Here is an 18759-nt window from a genome sequence, read left to right as displayed (position 1 = left end):
GACTCATCGTTCCAATCGGGATTACATTGACCTCGGGGAACAAGGTGATATGCACGTTCTATCCATAGGTAACCCCTGGGCGCTAGGGGAGTTACGCCCCATCCAACCAAAATACCCTGGGTGGGTGGAGCCAGCCAGGGTCAAGAGGAAACCGCCGTTCCTTACAACTTACAAAACCCTATGGTGAGGGTGGTAACAGCTCAAGTTCAATGACATAACTAGGATCGCCAGTGCTTCGTGCCCGTAGACCGGCCACTAAACGGATAATCCGCCGTTGCCAACGATATTTGCGATCAAATGCCGCCTCCACCTCTTGAAGCAACTGAGCATCATCTATCGGACGAGCACGGGCCGGCCAAAACTCTCCCAGGGGGCGCCCCCGTACATCGCTGGGTGCCACTAGGGCTTTGCCATTGGCTCGAATGCGCTTGGCCTTTCCCGAATTTACGTTAGTCATCACATATAGGCGATCATTCAACGCAACGAACCAGACAGGTGTTGCCACCGCCTGACCATTGCGACGAAACGTCGTCAAATTGATATACTGCGCACGGTGCACCCACTCAGGTAACTTAGCATCCATCTCGATCTTACCCCTTCTTAGACAATTTATACATAAATTATACCAATCGCCATCCGGGACACCCCTATCCATGTATATCGTTACCGCCAAGACCGACTCTCTTGTGAAGAAAATAACAGATATGACATTCATCGTGACATTTGTCACTATCTGTTGCAGGGCAGAGGTGCTACCATTATCTTTGATAAAACTGATATAACATTTTATAACATGCTATGGAAGAGTTACTAACGACACGCCAGGTTCAAGATCTCCTCAAGGTAGATCGGATCACCATTTACCGCATGCTCCAAGACGGGCGGCTAAGAGGCGTGAAAATCGGCCAGCAGTGGCGCTTTTCACGCAGGGAAGTGGAACGCCTGCTAGGACATCCAACCCCTGAGCCTTCATCTCAGGTCATAGATCTGGCTGCCGGTTTCCCCACTCACTGTGCGCAAACCATCCAAGACCTCTATGCTGAGATTAGCGGGCTGAGCGCTGTCATTCTCGACCCTGAAGGTCATCCCCTGACCGAGGTCAGTCATCCCTGCGCGCTTTGCCACTTGCTATGGCAAAACAAACAAGCACGCGCGGATTGCGAGGCATCCTGGCAGCGAATGGTGCGCGAGGTCACCCCGCAGGGCGGCATTGCCACCTGCCATGTTGGCCTGGATTATTTGCTCACCCCTATTCAAGACGAGGGCAGGGTAGTGGCTTGGTTCATCTGCGGCCCATGCCTTTGGCAAACCCGATCTACAGATGTCAATACCTTGTGGGAGCGCCTGGCTCAACACTATGACTTACCCATAGAACAGGTTTACGCGGCCGCCCGTGAAATTCGCACTATAGATTCTGTCCAGCGCCAGCGCATAGCGGCCTGGCCATCGGCGGCTGCGCGCGCCGTGCAAAGCATCTTGCATGAGCGCTTATCGTTCGTCGAGCGCTTGCAACAAATCGCCAGCCTAACCCAAATCTCTTAGCAAGGAGCACCTCTATGAAAAAAATTGTCATTCTTGGCGCCGGAACCGCGGGCACAATCGTAGCCAATCGCTTCAAGCGTATTCTGGATTTCAACCAATGGCAAGTGACCCTGGTCGACCCCGACCCCGTTCATTACTACCAGCCGGGGTTCTTGTTCATTCCCTTCCGAATGTACTCTGAAAAAGATGTCATCAAGCCCAAACGCGATTTTATTGAGCCGCCATTGCGCTTGATTCAATCCAAGGTCGAAGCCATTGACGCCGACCACAACCGCGTGCACTTGGCTGATGGCACGGTTCTGCCTTACGACTTCTTGATCATTGCCACCGGTGTAGATATCCATCCTGAGGAAACCCCAGGGATGTTGGATGGCGAATGGGGCAAGTCCATCCATTCCTTCTATACACTTCCCACCAGCCAGGCCCTGCGCGATGTCCTGCGCACCTGGAAAGGTGGACGGTTGGTGGTCAACGTGGTGGATAACCCCATCAAGTGCCCGGTAGCGCCACTGGAATTCATCATGCTGTCTGATTGGTACTTCCATCAGCAAGGTATGCGCGATCGGGTTGAGATCATTTATGCCACTCCGCTTTCGGGAGCATTCACCAAGCCCGTAGCCTCACAATTGCTTGGGGAATTGCTCGAAAGCAAAAATATCAAGGTGGAACCTGATTTTATGATCGAACGGGTAGACCCCGAGGCGAAGAAGATTGTCTCTTACGACGAGCGTGAAATCGAATACGATCTCCTGGTCACCATTCCGCTCAACAAAGGCGCTGATGTCATTGGAAAATCTGGCCTGGGCAATGAACTGAACCTGGTGCCGGTGGATCCCTACACCTTACGCGCCAAGGCTCATCCAAATATCTTTGTCCTGGGCGATGCTTCAGATGCCCCGGCCTCAAAGGCGGGCGCTACAGCCCACTTCTCAATTGATCTCTTTACCGAACACTTCCTTGATTACGTCGAAACTGGCGAACTTCCGCCTTATTTTGACGGGCACGCCAATTGCTTCATCGAGACTGGCTTTGGTAAAGGATTGATGATCGACTTCAACTACACCCAAGAGCCTTTGCCTGGTCGCTATCCATTGCCCGGCATTGGCCCCCTGACCTTGCTGCAGGAATCCGAATTCAACCATTGGGGCAAATTGATGTTCCGTTGGATGTACTGGCACATCTTGCTGCGGGGCATGGAACTGCCGCTCTCGGCTACAATGAGCATGGCCGGCAAGTGGAAAGTCTAGCGGAGGGGCTATGGAGGCCGAGATCACCGCACTCAACCAGAAACTCGATACACTGATGGCGCAGGTGGCCTATCTCACGGAGCAGGCCAAAGCCACCGAACGCGAACGCCAGGCGCGGGATGAACTGATCGAAACGGCTATGCCTATCGCTAAAGAAGCCCTGCGCTTAGGAAGCGAACACCTCGAAGAGGTACAAGACTATGTTCAACCGGAGGAATTGCTGCGCCTGTTCAAGAAATTGCTGCGCCATGCCCGCCAACTTGAGGCCCTGCTTGATCAGTTGGATGCACTCAATGATCTGCTGGAGACCCTGACACCAGTTTCTAAAGACATCCTGATGCGTCTCACTGAAACCCTGCAAACCTTAGACGAGAAAGGCTATTTTACCTTTGCCCGTGGTGGCGCACGCATCGTAGATAACGTTGTCACCTCGTTCAGCGAAGAGGATGTCAATCGGCTGGGCGACAACATTGTCCTGATCCTCAACACGATTAAGGACATGACCCAGCCAGAAATCCTGACCTTTGTCCGCAACACACTGCTCCTAGCCGAGCAGGAAGTCGGTAAGCCCGTCGACACTTCTCTCTTCAGCCTGCTGCGTCAGTTACAAGACCCGGCTGTCCGGCGGGGTCTAGCGCTAACCCTGCGCGTCTTACAAGTCATCGGCCATCAGGCCGAACCCAATTCAAAAACCGCTCCCGCCCAGGGATAAATAATAAACCCACATCTGTAAGGAGGAACAAAACTATGCCTACCCGAGTAATTGCTGGAAAGACGGTAGAAGTAGATGCCGAGGGGTTCATGACCAACCCCAACGAATGGAACGAAGAGATCGCCGTGGAATTGGCAAAGGAGGAGGGCATCAATGAACTGACCCCCGAACACTGGAAGGTGATCAATTTCTGCCGCCAGAGTGCCAGCGCGAACGGCAAGGCCCCCACCCTGCGCGCCATCACCTCCGGCACGGGCATCTCAACAAAAGAGCTATTTGCTCTCTTCCCCAAAGGCCCCGCCAAGAAGGTGGCTAAGATCGCTGGCTTGGGTAAACCCGAAGGGTGCGTCTGATTTCTAGCACAAGGAGTTAAAGCGATGACCGAAGGAAACCGCCATATTGCATTTATTTGCTCCAAGGGCAATCTCGATATGGCCTACCCTGCCCTGGTAATGGGTTGGGCCGCCCTAGGCAACGGCGTAGATGTGACCATCTTTTTCACCTTCTGGGGGTTGGACCTGATCAACAAGCATCGTGTGGATCACTTGGAATTGCCGCCAGTAGCCAATACCAGCATGAAAATGAACATGATGGGCATCCCGGGTAATCTGGGTATTCCCAATCTGGTAGGTGTGCTGCCCGGCATGACGGCTCTCGCGACCAAACTAATGAAGGACAAGATGAAAGCATTGGGCGTACCGTCAGTGCGCGAGTACCTGCAAATGCTGGCGGATGGCGGCGCCAAACTCTACGCCTGCAAGATGACTGTGGACATGATGGGATTGACCATGGACGACTTTGTCGAGGGTGTGCAGGGGATCGTCACCGCCAGCGATTTCATTGACATGACCGAAGGAGCCCAGATCATCTTTATCTGAAACAGGGGTGTTTGTGAATAATACGATAAGCGCCTCTGCCTAATCCGCAGAGGCGCTTGATTCACCTCTTTCTTCAATACCGAAACTGAACTACAAACGGCGCATCCAGCAGGAATTTCACAAATTGCTCATGGGCTGAAATGCTGCCCAGCACCACCCAACGGCAACGTAATAATCCACTGCCCTCCTTGAAATACTCGCGGCGAATCAAACGCAAACTCGCTTTTTCTAGGGCGATATGAATTTGATCAAACGACTCAACCCCGCCTTGAATGCTCATCTCATAAATGCGTTGTTCGCGCAGGCGGTCAATCCGCCTTTCAAACGAGGGGAACAACCACAACACTATCAAAGCCAAGAGGGTCACTAACCCGCCCAGGAGATATTCCCCCGCCCCCATGGCCATGCCTACCCCAGCCGTCAACCAGATGATAGCCGCGGTAGTCAATCCTGCTATGCGAGGTCCTTCTCTCAAAATAGCCCCTGCACCTAGGAAACCAATGCCGGTGACAATATTCGCAGCAATTCGCGAGATATCTGAACCCCCAAAGTGGCGTGAAAGCAGGGTAAACAACGCTGAACCCGCAGCAATGAAAATAAAGGTGCGAAATCCGGCGGATTTATCACGATATTCCCGTTCCAACCCGATCACCCCGCCAGCCAGCATGGCTGCAGCGATAGGAAGGAAAGAAGTGTAAAAGAGCTCTGTTATAAAATCCATAGATCCGCTCATCAAAACACCTATTGGGTGCGTTAAACAAGAAAATCCCCAAACTGTCCCCTAAGAATATTACACACGGGCAATATACCATCGCAGAGAAAGCGTGTCAAATACAAGATGTGTCTATATTTATGATAAACTTAACTGCTATGCTCTGGGCTGTTCTTCGCCTTCTCATTTTAATGGGGTTGTTCGGGTCGGCACCCCTTCCGCAGGCTACGCCTCCGCTGATCACTGCCCCCGAGCCGGGCGCGGTGCTGCGCGGGCGGATCACTATTCGTGCCAATCTGCCTGATGGCAACTGGTTGCGCTACGAATTAGAATTTGCTTACCAAGAAGACCCTACCCAAACTTGGTTTCCCATTGCGCAATCCGAACAGGCCCCTGCAACTGACCTCTTAGCCGTGTGGGATACTACTGTCATCACCGACGGCACCTACCGCCTGCGGTTGCGCGTCCTTCTGAAGGACGGTCGAGTTCTAGAACAAGTTATCGAGCAACTGCGAGTACGCAATTACACACCCATCGAAACCTCTACCCCCGAGATGCTTTTCGATTCCCCTACTCCCACACCACCTGTTCCCCTCCAAACCCCAACGCCCGCGCCAACACCCACTCCATTGCCTTCCAATCCCCTTACCCTGACCCCCAACACTCTGCTGCGTGCCCTGGCCCGAGGCGGCTTAACTGCCTTAGGTATCCTAACCCTGCTTGGACTGCTAGCTGGAATCCGTTCTCGCACCCATCGCGATTAAATCTGATGATCCTACCTTCTGCTCGCCCTCTCCCTTCTGAAACGACAGCCCTGCCTTACCTGCTGGTTGGGCTGGGCAATCCCGGCCGCGTGTACGCACGCAACCGCCACAACGTGGGCTTTATGGTGATCGATGCCCTTGCCCGCCAGTTGAATCTGGGCACTCCGCGCCTGCAAATGAAAGCACTGGTACTAAGTGGCAGCCTCGATGGGCACAAGGTCATCTTGGCCAAGCCCCAAACCTACATGAACCTCTCTGGCGAGGCCGTCGGTAGCCTGGTGCGCTATTATAAAATTCCCCTTGCGCACCTTTTAGTCATCCACGATGATCTTGACCTGCCCTTCGGCGTTATTCGCTTGCGCCCAGGGGGCGGTGCAGGCGGACACAAGGGACTGCTTTCAATTATGGATCGCCTGGGCACCCAGAATTTCCCGCGTCTCCGTTTTGGCATTGGTCGCCCACCGGGGAAGATGGATCCCGCGGATTATGTCCTTCAAGATTTTGGCGCCAATGAACAACCCACTTTAGAATTGTTGATCGACCGCGCTGTGCAAGCGATTCACGTCTTCGTCACCGAAGGACTGGATGCTGCAATGAACCGCTTTAACGGTATGACACTTGAAACATGAAACTGGCTACGCTGTTAGAGGCACTCCGTTCCCATCCTGAGTACCGCCATTTGCTGGATGACCTGCGCGACGGTCTAATCGTGCAGGGAATGGGGCTTATGCGCGCTGCGCGCCTCCCTCTGGTTGCCGCGCTCCACCGCGACCTGGCCATTCCTCTGGTCTGGGTGGTCGAGCGCACAGATCGCGCCCTAGCTCTTCAGGATGAACTTTCCCTCTGGCTGGCCGAAGGGGAGCATTTCCTCTTCCCCGAGCCCACTCCCCTCTTCTACGAACGCGCCGCCTGGGGGATGCTGACCCGCAAAGATCGCTTGCAGGTGCTCAGCCTGCTCAGTCGCTACCATGTACCGGGCTTGCCGCGTCCTGATCCCCCACCACTCATTGTGGCTCCACTCCGTGCGGTGATGACCCGCACTTTACCCCGTCGAGAGTTTGTTAAGCATACCCGCCTCATCCGTGTAGGTCAAAGCCTGCCGCTGGAGACTTTCCTGCGTCGCTGCTTGGATATCGGCTACCAGCGCGTGGAGGTGGTGGTCGAAGCCGGTCAGATTGCCCTGCGCGGGGGCATCCTCGACCTCTGGCCGCCCACAGAACCTCTCCCGCTGCGCCTGGAATTCTTTGGCGATGAACTGGACACCTTGCGCCAGTTTGATCCTGCCACCCAGCGCACAGTACGCAATTTGGAACAAGCACTGATCACCCCGGCCCGTGAGGTTCTTCCGGTTAAGGCGGTTGCAGCAGGCCTCTCCCCAGAAGAGGTGGATGAATTCTGGCTTCCGCGTGTCTATCCCCTGCCAAGTAGTCTGCTAGATTATCTGCCTCGGGGTGCCCTGGTCATTTTTGATGACCTGGATCTGCTACGCACCACCGCCAGTGAAATTGAAGAACTGGCTGTGCGCATGCGACAAGATAGCATCGCCGAGGGATTGTTGACTCCGGACTTTCCCCTCCCCTACCTGCCTTGGTCGGAACTGCAAGATTTGCTGGGAGATCACCTTTGGCTAGAACTAGGCTATAGCCAAACTGAAGAGGGCCATCCACTCGCTAAACAGTTCCAACCCCAACCGCGCTTTGGCGGTCGCCTGAAATCTTTCCTAGAATGGTTGGCGTTGCGCAGTACAGAGGCCGAAGACGTCTTCATTGTCTCTCGCCAGGTTGCGCGTCTGCGTGAATTGTGGGAAGAACATCGCCGTCACATGCTGGAAACAGCTGCGCACCACGTGCATTTTATCGAGGGCAACCTGAGTGAGGGTTGGCAACTATGGCACCCCGAGACAAAACCGCTCCACTTGCTCGGTGATAGTGAACTATTCGGCTGGGAACGCCCCCAGCCACGCCGCCGCGCCCGTCCCCAGGCGCTTCCCCCTGAGGCCGTTTATGCCGATCTACAGCCGGGTGATTGGGTGGTCCATGTGGATTATGGCATTGGGCGTTTTGTGGGCCTAGTACGTCGTACCCTGGAAGGGGTAGAACGCGAATTTCTCTGCATCGCCTATGCCGAGGGCGATCAACTCTTTGTCCCAGTACATCAAGCCGACCGCATCAGCCGCTACATCAGCCCAGATGGCGAAGAACCCACCCCTACCCGTTTGGGCACTGCGGACTGGAACCTGACCAAGCAACGGGTGCGCGAAGCCGTCCAGGAGGTAGCGCGTGAGTTGTTGGAACTTTATGCTCAACGGCAGGTGGCGCGAGGGTTTGCCTTCAGCCCCGACACCCCCTGGCAACAGGAACTCGAGGCCAGTTTTCCCTACATCGAAACCGAGGATCAATTGCGCGCCATTGAAGAAGTCAAGCGGGATATGGAAAGCCCACGCCCTATGGATCGCCTCTTGTGCGGCGATGTGGGTTATGGCAAAACCGAGGTGGCTCTACGCGCTGCGTTCAAAGCAGTCATGGATGGTAAACAGGTGGCGGTTCTGGTACCCACCACCATCCTGGCTCAACAGCACTACGAGACCTTCCGCCAACGCTTGGCACCCTTCCCGGTTAATGTGGAAATGCTGTCGCGCTTCCGCAAGCCCAAGGAGCAGGAAGAGATCTTAATTCGCTTGGCTTTAGGCGATATTGATATCATTATCGGCACACATCGCCTGCTTCAGCCGGATGTGGTCTTCAAAGATCTGGGGCTGGTCATCATCGACGAGGAGCAACGCTTTGGGGTCACACACAAGGAGTACTTTAAGAAACTGCGCACCGAAGTAGATGTGCTCACCCTAACCGCCACCCCCATTCCGCGCACCCTTTACATGGCGCTGGCCGGCGTGCGCGACATTTCCGTCATCAACACGCCGCCGGCAGAACGCTTGCCCGTAATCACCCACATTGGTCCCTATTCTCCCCGGCTGGTACGGCAGGCTATCCTGCGTGAAATTGAACGTGGGGGGCAGGTTTTCTTCGTTCATAATCGTGTGCAGACCATTCAGGCCATGCGCCGCCACCTGGAAACCTTGGTACCCGAAGCCCGTATCGCCGTGGCACATGGGCAAATGCCGGAGGAGCAACTGGCTCAGGTCATGGAGTGCTTTACCCGAGGCGAGGTGGATGTTCTGCTGTGCACCTCAATCATCGAATCCGGCCTGGATATCCCCAATGCCAACACCCTCATTGTAGATCGTGGGGATGCCTTTGGATTGGCTCAGCTCTATCAATTGCGCGGACGGGTCGGGCGCGGCACCCAGCGCGCTTACGCGTATTTCTTCCGCCACCGCAAACGTCCACCCACACCTGAGGGCCAGGAGCGGCTGGAAATTATTGCCGAAAATACGCAATTGGGCTCAGGGTACGCCATTGCCATGCGTGACCTGGAAATGCGCGGAGCAGGTGAAATCCTGGGAACCCGTCAGCACGGCTATATTGCCAGCGTGGGTTTCCACCTTTACACGCGCCTGTTGGCGCAGGCCGTGCGCGAACTGCGCCGTGAGCACCCTACAATCGGCACCGCCGAACCCGCTCCTTCTAGTGGCGATCTGGGACTGATGGTCAACGTCGATCTCCCCCTGGACACCGGCATCCCAATCACTTACGTGCCCGATCAACAAACCCGTCTAAGCCTTTACCGCCGTTTGGCCGAGATGCGCAATGAAAGCGAACTAGAAGCCCTGCGTGAAGAATTTCGCGACCGCTTTGGCCCCCTGCCTGAAGCCGTTGAAAACCTCTTCTTCCAAATGCAGGTCAAACTCCGTGCCGAAGCCGCAGGATTGGCCTCCGTGAGCGTTGAAAGCGGTCAAATGGTGCTTCGTTACCCCCCACGCCCAGAAGACGCATCCCCCCGCACGCTGCCTACGCTGGAACCCCTGGCGCGTAGTGGTAAAAATGCCTATTGGATAGCCTTCAATCCCACCGACCCGCAATGGCGCCAGCGCTTGCTGGAGATTTTGGGACGCCTTAGCGAATATGAGCACTCACTTAAGCCTACTTAAGCGTTTGGTTTAGGGCGTCCCTTAGTTCAAATTGATCTTAACGTTGCCTTAACCTATATCTTACCCCCTGTTTGCAATTCCTAAACCTGCCTTGGGTAGGATAAAGATAAAACAATGCAAAAGGTTAGGCAACATGTCTTACCCTAACGAAATTAATCTCTCTTACCCAAACACAGCCTACAGGTTTTCGACACGGCACCTTGAAGATGCTTTGATCGCAGATGTATTGGAATATATCGTCCTCAAGAAGTACGCCTGGACAAGGGGTTTATGGCAAGCCGTGCTACGTCCCGCTGTACGGCGTTTTTGCGCCCTGGCTGCAGCCTTTGATCACACCGTAGCCTCCATCGGCTTCTGCCAGGCGGCGGCTCATTGGTTGCCCCGTTTACTGCCTCCACCCCGCATCTTTGGCGCCGAACATATCCCCCGCAAAGGGCCTCTACTGATCCTTGCTAACCACCCGGGTACCTTCGACATTCTGCTCCTTGCCTCATGTGTGCCCCGGAACGATTTCAAAGTCATTGCTAGCGACCGCCCTTTCTTCCGCGCTCTTAACGCTACCAGCACTCACTTAATCTTTTCCAGTCGGGTGGACCTACGCGCCAAGGCCAATGTAATCCGCCACGCCATTCAGCACCTTGAAAATGGAGGGGTACTGGTCGTCTTCCCCGCCGGTCGGTTGGAGCCTGATCCTGTCCACCGCCCGGCTGCGGCTCTCGAATCTCTTCTCCATTGGTCCGAGAGCATTCGCATTTTAATGTCCCGGGTCCCAGATACCCTTATCCAGGTGGTCATAATGGGGCACTTGGTAGATTCACACCTGCTAAACCACCCACTAATAAAAAAGCAGGGCGTTCCATACAACGCTCTTGTATTGACAGAGACGCTTCAGATCTGGAAGCAGATGATCACACGAAAACCCCTCCGTATATTCCCACAAATTCACTTTGATCACCCTCTCAAGGCGAACAGGTCATTGACCACCTTTACCGATCCCTTGGCCGAAATCATCCATCGCGCATCGAGTCTAATGCAAACCCTTGTCCGTTCTTAATCTCCCCTTAATCGGCGACAATCAAACGCAAAACTTATTTTAGCCCCACGTTCAAGAAACCTTAAAAAACGTGGGCTATAGTAGTTATTGAAAGCACAACTAGGGAGAAACCACATGGGATTAGCAGACTTACACATTCATACTGTCTACAGTTACGATGGTACTTCTTCAGTTGAAGCGGTATTGAAATACGTGGCAGAGTACACCGATCTCGATATCATCGCCATTACCGACCATGATTGCATCACCGGCGCACTCAAGGCACAAGATTTGGCCCCCGCCTATGGGCTTGAGGTGATTCCAGGGATTGAAGTATCCACCTCTGAAGGTCATGTTCTGGCACTTTACATAGAACGCCCAGTCCCAGCCGGCCTCTCACTTATTGAAACGGCGCTTCGTGTCGGCGAATTGGGGGGACTGTGCATTGCAGCACATCCCATGGCAGCGGGCACCAGCAGCCTCAATTTTCAAACCATTCGCGCCGCACTTGAGCACCCTGAGGTGCGTCGCATCTTGGTGGGCGTAGAACGCTTCAACGGAGGGCTGGTTTACACCCGCCGCAATCCTTGGGTAGAAGCTATAGCCAGTACCCTCCCTCTTGCCCAGGTGGGCAACAGTGATGCCCACGTCCTGCGTATGATCGGCCAGGGGGCAACTTTCTTCCCCGGCACTACCGCAGCCGAACTACGGCACGCCTTAGAACATGCCACCACAGAAGTGCGCAAAGGACATGGACTGGGCGGCATTGAAGTACTGCGCGATTTCATCCCTCGTTATCTGCTGCGCAAGATGGGTTGGGTGGTTCACAACGCAGATCCGCGCGCGCCACTCAGGCTAACCCGTATTTCTCAAGCCCTACAAGCCTCCATGGTGGGCTCAACGCATGGAGCACGTTTGTGACAATGAGCAAACCTAAGGTATTACTCATCGGCGGCTCGCTCAACCAAACGACCATTGTGCATCAGATCGCCCAACAATTGCCAGAGTGCGATTGTTATTTCACGCCCTTTTATGCGGATGGTCCGATTGGCTGGCTTACACGCTTGGGACTCACGCGTTTCACCATTCTGGGCGGGCGCCACCGGCAAGCCACCGAACGCTACCTGCGGGCTCACAACCTTGCCGTGGATTACGGGGGTCAGCAACATGCCTATGATCTGGTTGTGACCTGCACTGACCTTCTACTTCCCCGCAACATATTGAACACTCGCTTGGTCCTAGTTCAAGAAGGGATGTTGGAAGCGGAGGATTGGCGCTTTCATCTTGTGCGTACCCTCAAGCTCCCTCGTTACCTTGCCAACACTGCCGCTACCGGCCTGTCCCATGCCTATCATGCTTTCTGTGTGGCTTCACCGGGCTACCGCGATCTTTTCATCCGCAAAGGCGTCCATCCCGACAAAATTGTTGTGACCGGTATTCCTAACTTTGATAATGCTGTGGACTACCTGAACAATGATTTTCCTCATCGTGGCTATGTCCTCGTGGCAACCTCGGCCACCCGCGAAACACTCAAATTTCATGACCGCGAGCGCTTCCTACAACGCATAAAAGTGCTGGCCAATGGCCGCCCAATCATCTTCAAATTGCACCCCAATGAAAATATTGAACGCGCTACGCGCGAAATTCGGCGTCACTTTCCGCATGCTCCCATCTACACCGAGGGCAACCTGCATCATATGATTGCTAACTCTGAAATGCTCATCGCTCAAAACACCTCAGCCATCTTTACCGCTTTGGTCTTAGGTAAACCTATCCACTGTGATCTTGATCTTGCCACCTTGAAGCGCCTTTTACCTATCCAGAACGGCGGGCGCTCCGCTGAGCGCATTGCCGAAGTGTGTCGGCAACTTTTGCAGACCCCCCTTACCGAACTCACCCGGCGGCCCCTGCGCTCCCGCTTCTTGCCCCGCTGGGAAGTTCAAGACCTTTCCTCATAACAATTCACCCCTTCTCCCGAATTTGCCCGGGCGAACGTTTGACCCGGGCAAATTTGTGTTAGAATCAAAATCCTTGAACAAATGTTTTACACCTGTCTAGGATGGATAAGAAAAGACAATCATTGATGAGATTCCAATTGCAAGCCCCCTACCACCCTACTGGCGACCAGCCCGAGGCCATTCGTCAATTAGTTGAAGGCGTGCGGCGTGGCTATCGCCATCAGGTACTGCTGGGTGCTACCGGCACTGGGAAGACGTACACCATCGCCAATGTGATCGCCGAATTGCAAATGCCGGCGCTGGTCATGGCACACAACAAGACCCTAGCGGCACAACTTTATGCCGAGTTTAAGCAGTTCTTTCCAGATAATGCCGTCGAATACTTTGTTTCTTACTATGATTACTACCAACCCGAGGCCTATGTTCCTCAGCACGATCTCTATATTGAAAAAGAAACCGAGATCAACGAGGAGATAGATCGTCTGCGCTTGGCGGCCACCACCGCCCTCATGTCGCGACCAGATGTCATCATTGTCGCTTCGGTTTCCTGCATCTACGGCCTGGGCGACCCGCAAGCCTACGGAAAGAGTGTGATTGACTTGCAAATTGGGGGAATTTACCGCCGCAACGCTTTGTTGCGCCAATTGGTGGAAAGTCAGTACCAGCGTAACGATTTTGAGGTGCGTCCGGGAGTCTTTCGCGTGCGCGGCGACACCCTGGAAATCTTCCCCGCTTACGAGGATAAGCGCGCATACCGGATCACTTTTTTCGGTGATGAGGTTGAACGCATCCAAGTCATCAATCCTCTGACCGGCGAATTGCTTTACGAGCCGCCACAGATTGCCATCTATCCTGCCAAGCACTACATTACCGAGCAAGAACGCCTGCAAAAGGCCTTGCAGGACATCGAAGCCGAACTCGAAGAACGCCTGGCCTACCTACGCTCCCAAGGGAAACTGCTGGAAGCTCAGCGCTTGGAGCAACGCACGCGTTACGATCTGGAAATGCTGCGTGAGGTGGGTTATTGCTCCGGTATTGAGAACTACTCACGCCATCTCGATCAGCGTCCCCCCGGCTCGCCCCCATGGACCCTGATGGACTACCTGCCCAGCGAGTATTTGCTCATCATTGATGAGTCACATATGACTATCCCACAAATCCGAGGTATGTACCACGGCGACCGCTCGCGCAAAGAGGTGCTAGTGGAGTATGGATTCCGTTTGCCTTCGGCATTGGATAACCGTCCTCTGACTTTCGAGGAATTCGAGCAACGCATGGGGTACACTATTTACACCTCGGCCACCCCCGGCCCCTACGAACTGGCGCGCGCCGACCAGGTGGTTGAACAGATCATCCGCCCTACTGGGTTGCTTGATCCGGTAGTAGAGGTCCGCCCCACTCAAGGTCAGATTGACGACTTGGTCAGAGAGATCCGCCAACGCGTCGAGCGCGGCGAGCGGGCTCTGGTCACTACGTTAACTAAACGCATGGCTGAGGATCTGGCCGATTACTTGATGGAACTGGGTATCAAAGTACATTATCTGCACTCCGAGATTGACACCCTGGAACGGGTGGGCATCCTGCGTGATCTACGCCTAGGGGTCTTTGATGTGGTGGTGGGCATCAACCTGTTGCGCGAAGGCCTTGACCTACCCGAAGTTTCCCTTGTGGCCATCTTGGATGCAGACAAGGAGGGCTTCTTACGTTCTGCTACCGCACTTATCCAGACCATTGGACGCGCGGCCCGTCACGTGAACGGCCATGTGATTATGTATGCCGACCACATCACCGAGGCAATGCGCCAGGCCATCGACGAGACCAACCGCCGCCGCGCCAAACAGATGGCCTATAACCAAGCCCATGGGATTGAGCCGGTCAGCATCGTCAAGGCCGTGCATGACCTGACCGAACGGTTGAGCACCACTGCTGTGGCTGAAGGGCGTGCTGAATACACCACCGGCCGAGGAACTGCCCGCGCCGCTTCTGCTCGTGAATTGAAACACCTGATCGCCGAACTGGAACAGCAAATGAGAGCCGCAGCTAAGAACCTGGAATTTGAAAAAGCGGCTGCCTTACGAGATCAAATCTTTGAGTTGCGGGCACTGCTGGCCGAGGAGAGCAACCTGTCGCCCTGGCAGAAAGCCCGCCTGCTGGCAGGGGAGGAAGCCCCTTAAGCCGTAGGACGAATTTCAAATCGCCGAAATTCACCGCTGGCCGGCAACCACTCAACATCCACCTCCGTGACCACAGCTGAACGAGGGCCACGGCGCAGATGATCGAGCAGGGCTTCCAGGCGCAAACGAGGCCCCTCTGCTACCACCTCGACATCTCCATCAAAGGTATTACGCACCCACCCAACCAGTCCCAAAGCCAGAGCGCGATCTTGCACGAAGTAACGAAAGCCAACCCCTTGTACGTGACCGTGAATCAAGGCGTGAAGACGCATGGCATCTGTCGTCATGATCCCTCCTATCGAGGAAGATGCAAGCGATGGGGGTGGATGAAAAACATGCTGACAAGCACCGGTACGGTGACCAAGACACCCAGTACCAGATAAGGCCATAGGTGGCGCCAGGCCCGTTGCCATACATTAACCCCTAGCACATCCTGCTGCCATTCGCGCTCTAGTTGGATGAGTGCGATCCCTAGGCCTGCTTGCACACCTTCCTCGCACCCTCGGCCGTCCTGGTAAATGCGCGTTAGCGTGGTCAACCCGCTACGCCCAAACCGTTCTTGCAAATAGTGCACAAACGAGGCAGACTGAGCATAAGCCAGGAAAGCCCCCGCTGTTTCACGCGGGAAGGTGCGGCACAGACTCTGCATAGGCAGCAGACGATCTTCTTGAATCGCCCGTTCCAACGCACGCTGATAATCTGGATTGGGGTAAAGTTCAGCCAGTGAGGCCATGCCTTCCGCCAACCAAACCGGCATCTGCGCATATGCCTCTCCCATCAACCGGTACTGCAACAGGTGCGCAATTTCATGTGGGATCTGCCGCTCCATTTCCGCCACCTGATCCGGCCCAGGTGGAATGGCCACCAGCACAATCCCTGTTTCTGGGCTGGCATGGCCCGCCAACCAGGGCGTTTGGGACAGGCTTAGCGCCTGTTGTAGACTTTGAACATCTGGGTAGATATAGATTTGTAAGGGGGAAGGAGGCTCTGCCTCAAGGAGTGTTTGGGCTTTACTAAGACCACTCTGTGCAGCCAGAAGTGCCGCTTGCCCAAAAGCCAAATCCCCTTCTACCCACCCCACCTGAATTGTGCCATCTTGCAGACCCTGCCAATCAAAACGGTTATCGTGGTAAATGAACTGATAACGGGGACTCTCTACCAACCGCCCATCGGCCTGTTTCACTCGGAACCAGTAGGTAACACGGGCAAAGGGAGTTAATGTACGTCCGGTTAACTTCCAGACATAAACCAATTCCCCCGTTGAGGTAGGCATGAGATCAACAGCAAGGGGTGGCTGGCCCTCAGGGGAGATAAGTAATATCACCTCCTGAGGTGGTATGCTCAGACGCAGATGGGCCCGGAAAGTCACCTGCTCGCCAAACTTCGATTCTGCTGAGACCCCTTCAACAATAGGATCGGGGGTTACCTGTGGCCACCATAGACTTTGCCACCATAGTGCCGCCACAACTAGCCAAGCCAATTCGCCTCACCTCCCCGCTGGGACCGCCTTAGTTCAAGCGCGCCAATAAATCCTCATCTAGGTCCTCTTCCTCGTCCTCCTCCGCAGACGCGAGATCAATGATGTGATCGAGGTCCTTCTCATCCTGAACTTCAAACTCAAACATTCCGAACGGCATCACACCCTCATTGAAGGAAAGGTTATCCAAAGCATCCTCGATGAAAGTAGCCTCGTCGTCATCCTCGGTCTCGGCCAACAGCCGCTCGAGCGCCTGTTGCACGCCTTCCCCACCGATCTGTGAAAGCGACCAAATGGCCGCCATGCGCACTTCCTCGTCCTCAATCCCTTCTTCCAGCATGTTCAAGAGAGGTTCACGCGCCTCTTCGATCTCTAATTCACCTGCTGCCCGTACCGCCTCGAGTTGCACATCGAAATCGGGATGATCCAGCATACGTACAACGTGTTGCCCCCACGCTGGGTCGGCCGAGCGCCCCATCGCAAAAAGGGCACTGGCTACCCACGCAGGGTCATCACTGGTATAAGCGCGCAGGATCAGGGAGGGCACCTCCTGGCGGCTGGAAAATCCAAGCGCCTCCAGAGCCCGCCGTTGCACCAGTGGCGAGCGGTCGCGGCTCAGCGCGCTGAGCAGATGATCTTCTACCATGTGCAAGGTGGTCTCAGGGAGTTCTTCGACCTCACCAAGGTAAACGAATTGGGCCAGCACTGAAGCCGCCTGAGCCCGCACAATCTCATCGCTATCCTCTTCCATCATCTGAATCATCTTGTGAATCAGATGCGGATCTTGGCACTCCCACAGCAGGCTAAGTGCGCCAGCCCGCACCCGTGGATCCTCATCATCCAGGGCAAATTTACTTAACTCGTCAAACGAGACCAGTGTATCGGCCTCGGCCAGCATCTCCAGGTCTTCCATCAACGCCGCGCGACGTTCGACGGGCACTTGTTTCCATACGCGCTTGAGACTTTCCAGATCCTCAGGGCTGAGGTCTGAGAAGCGATGCAAAAAACGCGCCGGGAAAGGCTGGTTCATATCTAGCAGGGCTTCCAGCACCTGCTCAAACGAAACTTGCTTCCGCGATTTTCTTGACATACCTACCTCATTTATCTAGGGCAATACCACCGGATTAAGAATATCCTGAGCGGTAATGTATATGAAAAGCAATATTAACAACACAAAGCCGATCATGTGAATGAGTGCCTCGTACTTGGGAGGTACGCGCCGGCCAATTACCAGTTCGGGCAGGATAAAGAGGATGCGCCCACCATCCAGAGCGGGTATCGGCAGCAGATTGGCAAAGCCCACGGCAACCGAAATCAGTGCCATCAGCCGTAAGGTCAGGGTGGATTCAACCGGGCTGGCCCCCGCCTGCTCACTCTCAATATCCCGCTCACGGGCTTGGGAGAAAATCGTGTAAATACCCACCGGGCCAACCACCCGGCTCTGTTCAGGGGGAACTTCCCCCCGTATTGCTGCAATGAGAGAGCGTGGAATTTGGACCAACCCCTCCCAGGTGGCCCGTGAGGCCCAGGGTAACGTCTCAAACCAGGAGGAGACCGCCCGCCAAGGGGTGGCCATGCGGATCCCCAGCGCCCCCTGCCCTGGAGGTGGATTAAGGCGGGGAGTCGCCCGCAAGGTAATCAACGCACCCTGACGCTCTATAACCAAGGTAATTTCCTGCCCTCGGTTCTGAGTGATGATCTGGCTCAATTGTGCCATGCTGGTAATGGCCGTGCCATTAACCTCACGCACCAAATCACCCGCCAGAATACCGGCCTGAGCCGCCGGGGAGTCTGGCTCGACAAAATCTACCATGACCTTGTTAACCTCAGGGATACCCGCTCGCAAAAAGAACACACTAAAGAGAAACAACCCGGTCAACAAGTTCATGAAGGGCCCTGCCAGCAAGACCACCATCCGCGCCAAGGGTTTTGCGTTGATAAACCCCCCCGGCACACTGGGATCGTTTTCGCCAGAAAGGCGCACAAAGGCCCCAAACGGAATCCAGTTTAAGGTGACCTCCGTTTCACCGACCCGAAACAGGCGCACCAGACGCGGCGGAAAACCAAAGCCAAACTCCTCAACCCGGATACCAAAAATCCGTGCCGCCAGATAGTGCCCGAACTCATGTAAAAACAGAGTCAGGCTGAAGAAAATGAAAAACTCTAGAAAGATCATCGCCTTTACCTTATCATCCTAACCGTTATCCCTTGCAC

18 protein-coding genes are annotated in these 18759 nt (G+C 54.7%); 12 read left to right on the top strand and 6 right to left on the bottom strand.

Going from position 1 to position 18759, the window contains the following annotated elements:
* Nucleotides 1–178 precede the first annotated feature (178 nt).
* Nucleotides 179–583, bottom strand: a complete 405-nt coding sequence (locus Q0721_RS00695) for a PPOX class F420-dependent oxidoreductase (protein WP_299024267.1) — start codon at nucleotides 581–583, stop codon at nucleotides 179–181.
* Between the two features lie 215 nt (nucleotides 584–798).
* Between Q0721_RS00695 and Q0721_RS00690 the strand changes: the two genes are divergently transcribed.
* The 5 genes from Q0721_RS00690 to Q0721_RS00670 are packed head-to-tail and all read left to right on the top strand — an operon-like array spanning nucleotide 799 to nucleotide 4379.
* A complete protein-coding gene (locus Q0721_RS00690) occupies nucleotides 799–1542 on the top strand; it encodes a PocR ligand-binding domain-containing protein (protein WP_299024265.1) in 744 nt (247 codons plus the stop codon).
* Between the two features lie 14 nt (nucleotides 1543–1556).
* Nucleotides 1557–2789 (top strand): FAD/NAD(P)-binding oxidoreductase, encoded by a 1233-nt coding sequence (locus tag Q0721_RS00685; protein WP_299024263.1) that lies wholly within the window; start codon nucleotides 1557–1559, stop codon nucleotides 2787–2789.
* 10 nt (nucleotides 2790–2799) lie between these two features.
* The gene (locus Q0721_RS00680; RefSeq protein ID WP_299024261.1) at nucleotides 2800–3501 is read left to right on the top strand and encodes a DUF1641 domain-containing protein; all 702 of its coding nucleotides are present in this window, start codon (nucleotides 2800–2802) and stop codon (nucleotides 3499–3501) included.
* A gap of 35 nt (nucleotides 3502–3536) precedes the next feature.
* Entirely contained in the window at nucleotides 3537–3854 is a 318-nt protein-coding gene (locus Q0721_RS00675; protein WP_299024259.1) for a TusE/DsrC/DsvC family sulfur relay protein, read from the top strand.
* A 24-nt stretch (nucleotides 3855–3878) separates the two neighbouring features.
* On the top strand, nucleotides 3879–4379 hold the full coding sequence (locus tag Q0721_RS00670) for a DsrE/DsrF/DrsH-like family protein (RefSeq protein ID WP_299024257.1): 501 nt from the start codon (nucleotides 3879–3881) through the stop codon (nucleotides 4377–4379).
* 73 nt (nucleotides 4380–4452) lie between these two features.
* Here Q0721_RS00670 and Q0721_RS00665 read toward each other — a convergent pair whose 3' ends face one another.
* The gene (locus Q0721_RS00665; RefSeq protein ID WP_299024255.1) at nucleotides 4453–5100 is read right to left on the bottom strand and encodes an MgtC/SapB family protein; all 648 of its coding nucleotides are present in this window, start codon (nucleotides 5098–5100) and stop codon (nucleotides 4453–4455) included.
* A 131-nt stretch (nucleotides 5101–5231) separates the two neighbouring features.
* Between Q0721_RS00665 and Q0721_RS00660 the strand changes: the two genes are divergently transcribed.
* The 7 genes from Q0721_RS00660 (at nucleotide 5232) to uvrB (ending at nucleotide 15068) form a co-directional block, all read left to right on the top strand.
* Nucleotides 5232–5855, top strand: coding sequence for a hypothetical protein (locus Q0721_RS00660; protein WP_299024253.1), 624 nt, complete (start codon nucleotides 5232–5234; stop codon nucleotides 5853–5855).
* 5 nt (nucleotides 5856–5860) lie between these two features.
* Nucleotides 5861–6484, top strand: a complete 624-nt coding sequence (pth, locus tag Q0721_RS00655; protein ID WP_299024252.1) for an aminoacyl-tRNA hydrolase — start codon at nucleotides 5861–5863, stop codon at nucleotides 6482–6484.
* Nucleotides 6481–9903: a transcription-repair coupling factor gene (gene mfd, locus Q0721_RS00650; protein ID WP_299024250.1), complete on the top strand. Its 3423-nt coding sequence runs from the start codon at nucleotides 6481–6483 to the stop codon at nucleotides 9901–9903. Before pth ends, mfd begins: the two co-directional genes overlap by 4 nt.
* A gap of 133 nt (nucleotides 9904–10036) precedes the next feature.
* Nucleotides 10037–10957, top strand: coding sequence for a lysophospholipid acyltransferase family protein (locus Q0721_RS00645; RefSeq protein ID WP_299024248.1), 921 nt, complete (start codon nucleotides 10037–10039; stop codon nucleotides 10955–10957).
* Between the two features lie 114 nt (nucleotides 10958–11071).
* Nucleotides 11072–11857 (top strand): PHP domain-containing protein, encoded by a 786-nt coding sequence (locus Q0721_RS00640; RefSeq protein ID WP_299024246.1) that lies wholly within the window; start codon nucleotides 11072–11074, stop codon nucleotides 11855–11857.
* A gap of 2 nt (nucleotides 11858–11859) precedes the next feature.
* Nucleotides 11860–12894: a hypothetical protein gene (locus tag Q0721_RS00635; RefSeq protein ID WP_299024244.1), complete on the top strand. Its 1035-nt coding sequence runs from the start codon at nucleotides 11860–11862 to the stop codon at nucleotides 12892–12894.
* 125 nt (nucleotides 12895–13019) lie between these two features.
* Complete coding sequence (gene uvrB / locus Q0721_RS00630; RefSeq protein ID WP_299024242.1) at nucleotides 13020–15068, top strand: excinuclease ABC subunit UvrB; 2049 nt, start codon at nucleotides 13020–13022, stop codon at nucleotides 15066–15068.
* Here uvrB and Q0721_RS00625 read toward each other — a convergent pair.
* The 4 genes from Q0721_RS00625 to Q0721_RS00610 are packed head-to-tail and all read right to left on the bottom strand — an operon-like array spanning nucleotide 15065 to nucleotide 18721.
* Entirely contained in the window at nucleotides 15065–15355 is a 291-nt protein-coding gene (locus Q0721_RS00625) for an acylphosphatase (protein ID WP_299024240.1), read from the bottom strand. The two genes, uvrB and Q0721_RS00625, sit on opposite strands and share 4 nt — an antisense overlap.
* An 8-nt stretch (nucleotides 15356–15363) precedes the next feature.
* The gene (locus tag Q0721_RS00620) at nucleotides 15364–16548 is read right to left on the bottom strand and encodes a peptidase MA family metallohydrolase (RefSeq protein WP_299024239.1); all 1185 of its coding nucleotides are present in this window, start codon (nucleotides 16546–16548) and stop codon (nucleotides 15364–15366) included.
* A gap of 28 nt (nucleotides 16549–16576) precedes the next feature.
* Nucleotides 16577–17635 carry a HEAT repeat domain-containing protein gene (locus tag Q0721_RS00615; RefSeq protein WP_299024237.1) on the bottom strand — a complete coding sequence of 353 codons (1059 nt, stop codon included), beginning with the start codon at nucleotides 17633–17635 and terminating at the stop codon, nucleotides 16577–16579.
* Between the two features lie 15 nt (nucleotides 17636–17650).
* Nucleotides 17651–18721: a M50 family metallopeptidase gene (locus Q0721_RS00610; RefSeq protein ID WP_299024235.1), complete on the bottom strand. Its 1071-nt coding sequence runs from the start codon at nucleotides 18719–18721 to the stop codon at nucleotides 17651–17653.
* Between the last annotated feature and the right edge of the window lie 38 nt (nucleotides 18722–18759).

This window comes from uncultured Thermanaerothrix sp. (assembly GCF_938028735.1).
In the GTDB taxonomy this organism is placed as follows: domain Bacteria; phylum Chloroflexota; class Anaerolineae; order Anaerolineales; family Anaerolineaceae; genus Thermanaerothrix.
This window is presented reverse-complemented; position numbering and strand designations above follow the sequence as displayed.

Bases quoted from the DNA above. Each gene is read 5' to 3' on its own strand.
- Q0721_RS00695 (WP_299024267.1), bottom strand. From the start codon at position 583: ATGGATGCTAAGTTACCTGAGTGGGTGCACCGTGCGCAGTATATCAAT.
- Q0721_RS00690 (WP_299024265.1), top strand. From the start codon at position 799: ATGGAAGAGTTACTAACGACACGCCAGGTTCAAGATCTCCTCAAGGTA.
- Q0721_RS00685 (WP_299024263.1), top strand. From the start codon at position 1,557: ATGAAAAAAATTGTCATTCTTGGCGCCGGAACCGCGGGCACAATCGTA.
- Q0721_RS00680 (WP_299024261.1), top strand. From the start codon at position 2,800: ATGGAGGCCGAGATCACCGCACTCAACCAGAAACTCGATACACTGATG.
- Q0721_RS00675 (WP_299024259.1), top strand. From the start codon at position 3,537: ATGCCTACCCGAGTAATTGCTGGAAAGACGGTAGAAGTAGATGCCGAG.
- Q0721_RS00670 (WP_299024257.1), top strand. From the start codon at position 3,879: ATGACCGAAGGAAACCGCCATATTGCATTTATTTGCTCCAAGGGCAAT.
- Q0721_RS00665 (WP_299024255.1), bottom strand. From the start codon at position 5,100: ATGGATTTTATAACAGAGCTCTTTTACACTTCTTTCCTTCCTATCGCT.
- Q0721_RS00660 (WP_299024253.1), top strand. From the start codon at position 5,232: ATGATAAACTTAACTGCTATGCTCTGGGCTGTTCTTCGCCTTCTCATT.
- pth (WP_299024252.1), top strand. From the start codon at position 5,861: ATGATCCTACCTTCTGCTCGCCCTCTCCCTTCTGAAACGACAGCCCTG.
- mfd (WP_299024250.1), top strand. From the start codon at position 6,481: ATGAAACTGGCTACGCTGTTAGAGGCACTCCGTTCCCATCCTGAGTAC.
- Q0721_RS00645 (WP_299024248.1), top strand. From the start codon at position 10,037: ATGTCTTACCCTAACGAAATTAATCTCTCTTACCCAAACACAGCCTAC.
- Q0721_RS00640 (WP_299024246.1), top strand. From the start codon at position 11,072: ATGGGATTAGCAGACTTACACATTCATACTGTCTACAGTTACGATGGT.
- Q0721_RS00635 (WP_299024244.1), top strand. From the start codon at position 11,860: ATGAGCAAACCTAAGGTATTACTCATCGGCGGCTCGCTCAACCAAACG.
- uvrB (WP_299024242.1), top strand. From the start codon at position 13,020: ATGAGATTCCAATTGCAAGCCCCCTACCACCCTACTGGCGACCAGCCC.
- Q0721_RS00625 (WP_299024240.1), bottom strand. From the start codon at position 15,355: ATGACGACAGATGCCATGCGTCTTCACGCCTTGATTCACGGTCACGTA.
- Q0721_RS00615 (WP_299024237.1), bottom strand. From the start codon at position 17,635: ATGTCAAGAAAATCGCGGAAGCAAGTTTCGTTTGAGCAGGTGCTGGAA.
- Q0721_RS00610 (WP_299024235.1), bottom strand. From the start codon at position 18,721: ATGATCTTTCTAGAGTTTTTCATTTTCTTCAGCCTGACTCTGTTTTTA.